Origin of the sequence: Propioniciclava sp. MC1683 (genome assembly GCF_014164675.1) — a bacterium.
Lineage (GTDB): Bacteria > Actinomycetota > Actinomycetes > Propionibacteriales > Propionibacteriaceae > Propioniciclava.
Genome location: NZ_JACJFX010000066.1, coordinates 1 through 4,918, shown reverse-complemented (window position 1 = coordinate 4,918; position 4,918 = coordinate 1). Strand labels below are relative to the sequence as shown.

Below are 4,918 nucleotides of genomic sequence, written 5' to 3'. Positions count from 1 at the left end.
GGGCCTGACATGCTTTGTCGACCCGTCACGCTAGACCCGGCCGATACAGCACGCCCCACCTGCTGAACCCCTGCACGACGCGTGAACCGGGCGCCAACACGATCCACTTGAGCTGGAGTTGGTGAAGAGCGCGAACATCCGCTCTTGCCGCGACTTGGCGGTTCCCGAGGCCTGGGGTTCCTCACGATTGAGCATCGGCGCGCAGCCTTCGGGGCGGCGCGGTGGTCTACACCGCCCCGACAGGCTCGCGCCGACCAGTCCCACCCCGCGATGCGAGCTCGCCGCAGGTCGACGAGTTAGCGGCGGCGCCGGCGTGCCCCGCTAGTGGGCATCGGGGCGAGCCCAAGGGTGTCCAGCCCTACATCGGCGAACGCGATGACCGGAATCGTGCTCGAAGCAACAAGAGGCGTTACCAGCGGCTCACTGGTCACGATGACGCCGATCACCGAGCACTCAACGGGTCTCGCGTTCGCGCCCATGTGGGCCAGAACGTCCGCGAGGTTGGCGCTGAGCCAGTCGATTCGCCGAGCATGCTTATCCACAGTTGATCGCTCAACCTTCTTCCCCTGCTTGCCGAGAAAGAGCTTGACGATCTCGTGGGACATCTCGGCCGGAGTCCGAGCGACCTCAAAGTCCTTCGCTTCGACGGCCAGAACGGTGCGCGTGACGGGATGCCATGCGAGCACATCAATGTCACCAAGGGCGAGGCCATTGGGGTCAGCGATCCGCACACCGTCAACCTTGTTTACCGACAGTTCGGAGGTCAGGCCCAGGCCGCGCAGTCGTTCTGCCACGTCGACCGCGTACTTGTGGTTTATTCGACCCCGCGCCTGGGAGATGTACGCCTTCATCGATTGAGTTCTTGCGTTGGCCTGCAGTCGGCCCGACGTCATGCTGGACAGCCAGTATGGGCCGGTGCCGAGGATGCTGCGGAAGCCGAACACCAACTCGTCGCCCTGCAGGACCAGCGGCCTCCGCACGTACGACATGTCGCGGTTGAAGCGCCACGGAAGCGCGTCTGGGCCGATGCTCATGAACTTGCCTCGCGGGGTGAGCGTGATGGCGTTCAGCACAGTGTTGGCCAAGTCAGGGTCGAGGTTGCGTTCCCCTGCTATCTGAGACAATGCGTCGGCGCGCGCGACGCGTGTGACTTGGTCCGCCGTTCCCATGTCGAGAAGACCGCCGCATACCTCGCGGAGGTCGGGCAGCGTGAAGCCATATTCGCTGCGCATCGCATCGGCGCTTTCATTCACGATGTCCTGTGTGGGAGCGGAGGTGTCCCCAGGAAGCGGTTCGGCAGCGCTCTGGATCGCTCGCGCGCCAGAGGCGGCCGCGTACGCCTTCATGGCGGCGTCGACTGGCTCGTCACGATTGATGCCGAGTCGTCCAGACTCGAGGATGGATACCTCGAAGTGCGCGAGACCGAAGTGCAGGAAGTCGGATGCTGTCCCGCGCTCGATGATTTCCTGCGCGAGCCCAAGCATCTGGTAGTAGCCGCGGGTTGTCGGAAGCCGGCCGCCCTGCGGAGGTTGGGCGGCGACGTATTCAATGAGGAATCTGTTCGCACGGCTGGCGATCGCGCTGTCACTGCGATGCTTGACCAATTCTTTGGTCGTCTCGGCGTCGGCACCGAAGCACGCCAGACGTGACCGGAGCATCCGCTCGTTGTACTTTACGAAGTGGACAAGGGCCTCGTTCTGGGCGACGAGGTAGTCAAGCAGCGCCCGTTGGTCGTACCGGGCAATGTCTTGCTCCATCCGGTCGAACATGTGGCTAACGGCCTTGTTCAAGACGGCCGACCGGTCTTCCCCAAACAACGGACCCACGGGGACACCTCCCCCCAGCGGGGCGCGGAGCCAGTCGCCGAGTTCGTCAAGTATCTGCGCGGTGACCTGCTCATGCCCCGTAAGCGGCGGTGGGAGCCGTTCGGCTCTCATGTCAGGTGCGTTGTTCTCGTTGAACGCGCGGAGCATCCGCTTCGGGCCGAGTGGAGCGACCAGTTCCACCAGCGCCTCAACGTCTTCCACATCGACAGCGAAGAGCTCAGTCAGGAGTACTTCAACGAGATGGCGCTCAGCCACGTTGGATTCCTCATGTAGCTCGGCCACGAAAAGGTCCGCGAACCGGAGCGTGATGGTTCCTGCCGCCGTCTCAGCGGAAATGGAACGTTCCGAGACCGGTTCATCACCAAGACGACTCCATGTCGATGCGGTCCCTGGTGAGACGACGAGGTGGATCCTCGGTGACCGAGGCCTGTGCCCACCGAGGACGATGCACTCGCGGACCCAGAACGCAACGCTTTCCAGCAGGAGTGCGGTCGCATCTGGTGACGGTTCCTCACCCAGCTCCGGGCTCACGAAGACCGCGTTCGCCCCCACCTCGACGACGTAGCCGATGAACGAGGGCGTCGAATCCACGAGGAAGATCTCAGGAGTGTCTCGGTTGTATCGACGTCTGGCTTGGGCCATGGGCCGACCTTCGACAGGTGCTTCGACGCCGTGACGGTCAGTCACGTCGAAGAACTTCTCCCGTTCAAAGTAGCCGTCTCCGACCTGGAACAAAGTGAACGTGGGCACGCGGCCATCAGAGAAGTAGAACGACTTCTGGTTCTCCTCGTACGCCGAGTATTCGTCGAGGATGTTGGTTGTCAAGGATTCACCCGGTCGACGGTCAATGGCCTCGGCGAAGTACAACAACCCGTGTGCGCCGTCTGCTTCCCGGTGAAGCATCACCTCGAGATCATCCGCCCGCGCCATCAACACAGGGTCGGCTCCATCAACGTTGGGCACACCCCAGAAGGCAGAGCGGCCCGGACTGTCGGTGATGACAAGGTGCAGCAGCGACTCAGCTGTCGAGTACGTCGAACGGACGTCAGGTTGAATCAAATGCGCGATGCTGTCGAGGGCCCCGCTGGTGTCGTACCTGCCCCACACGTGGTCTGGCGACCAGTCACCAAGTGGGTCGGTCGCGACGATGGCGTGAATGTCAGTATCTGAGTCGATGGAGAACAGGTACCTGTTCATCGAGCTTTCCTCCGACAGCAACTGTCGATGGGCCCCATGCGGGAGTAGCCGCTCCACCCGGCGAAGTGCCGCTGCCCGGTAACGCTTGCCCAGATCCTCAAGCTGATCCTCCTGGTAGGCGAAACGAAGCAAGTGATGACGAACTGTCAGCAACAGGTCAAGAGGCACGACAACCTGGTAGCCCTCCGGGAGCCTGAGGAACGGCGTCTCGACAAGGCGTTCGTCGATAAAGTCACCCGAGCAAGGGTCAGTGAGCTCTCCGGGGTCGAGCGCAAAGGTGTCGACGACCATCTGCAGCCAAGCGCCGTGCGCTTCCAGATCGTCATGGCTGAGAAACGCAGCCTGTGCCAGCTCGTCGAGCCGCGCCGCGCTGGGCACATCCATCGGAGTTCGCGGATCCCTGCCCGGACGGGTGCCCCTGGTCAGACCTGCGCGCGTCAGTACAAGGTTGCTGACAACGAGCAGACCTTGGATAAGTTGCCTCACGGGACCGCGGAGGTCCTTCGGCATCCAGTCCTTGCGGAATGCTGCGTCCGCGAGGTTCTCGACGTCACTGACGGTGTGCTCGCCCGAGCCCGGTGAAACGAGGTACTCACCGCCATAGAAGCTGATGCTTTGGATGAGGATCTCGGAGTACGGATCCTCCAGGTGCAGGATGCCGCTGCCTCCGATGTCGTCGCGCTTCAGAAGGGCTCGGACGGCACTGGAGCTGAGTGGCCTCAGCGAGTCGTCAGCGAGTGCCATTCCAAGTGCGGCGAGACGGTGCAACCTCACCAGTCGCGACGCGTTGCTCGGCAACAGCGCCAGTCCCGATGCGGCTCGCGCAATCGCGGGTCCGCCAACATTCGGTGGGGCATAAACGACCACGGGTTCAAGCATGCGGCAATGCTGTCACCAGGCACCGACAGTCTGACCGGTGCTGGACATCAGCTCGGGCGTGTTCCGGCGAGCCGATCATTGAAGCCCTGGACCCGGCTGCCGCGTCGTCCACGCTCCCAGGGATCCCGATGCCTTCTAGCCATTCGAACGCACGCACGGAGATACCGCCAGGTTCAGGGCCCAGTAACAAAGCACTCGAGGATCGGAACCGCCAATCGCGTCAGCGGGGCCGTGGCGATCGGGCGGGCCGCACCCAGGATCATCACGTACGACGTCGTTGGTGTGAGACTGGGCGAGGCATCGCGTCACCCAAGCACAGGCTCCGCCCAAGGACGGAATCGAACATCCGGATCTGCCGCGCCGAGGGTGGTTGGCGGGAGACTGGGAGGATGGATTCATGGTGCCGGGGTGCGACAGTGCGGATTCACCGCCGGGGGCAAACGCCGACGCCAGGATCGTGTTGGCCCGGTTGCTCGAGCTCGGCGTGCGTGAGGTTGACGGTCCGCAGATCTTGTCAGCATGGATCGATCGCAGCGACGCGGTGGCCGTTGTTTACGTGGACCTACGGCAGCCGGATCGGTTGTATGGGCTGCGCCGGTCCTTCCCGCCCCATTGTCGGGATGACGATCCAGGGTCGACCGGCGAGGAGATGTGGATGACGATGGTCGAGCCGATCGGTGGCGCGAGCGTGGTGTGGAGCAACGGCGTGCTTTGGCACGGACATGTCCAGGGCGTCAGCTGGCTTCAAGAGGGTCATGACGAGAATTAGTGCAGCTGTCGACGCACGCTTCTGCCGCGCACCGTAGAGGGCGTGAGTCCGGGACGCAGGCCGTCCTGACTGCGACGGATGAGCCTGCTGGCGCCGAACACCACAGTCGTGTATTGTTTTTCGATAACATCGAGAATCGATAAGGGGCGCTGTGTTGGAGACCTTGGATCAACGAAGGACGGGCGGCGGCAGGATCGGCGCGGTTCGGGTCCTGCTCGTGATGGTCGCCGTGGTCGTGGCGGCATGG

The 4,918-nt window shown here is 63.1% G+C and carries 2 protein-coding genes; one reads left to right on the top strand and one right to left on the bottom strand.

Annotated elements, in window-relative coordinates; genetic code table 11:
- Positions 1-296: 296 nt before the first annotated feature.
- A complete protein-coding gene (locus H5397_RS16995; protein ID WP_182818913.1) occupies positions 297-3,902 on the bottom strand; it encodes a hypothetical protein in 3,606 nt (1,201 codons plus the stop codon).
- A 397-nt stretch (positions 3,903-4,299) separates the two neighbouring features.
- Between H5397_RS16995 and H5397_RS16990 the strand changes: the two genes are divergently transcribed.
- The gene (locus tag H5397_RS16990) at positions 4,300-4,671 is read left to right on the top strand and encodes a hypothetical protein (protein WP_182818912.1); all 372 of its coding nucleotides are present in this window, start codon (positions 4,300-4,302) and stop codon (positions 4,669-4,671) included.
- Positions 4,672-4,918: the final 247 nt, after the last annotated feature.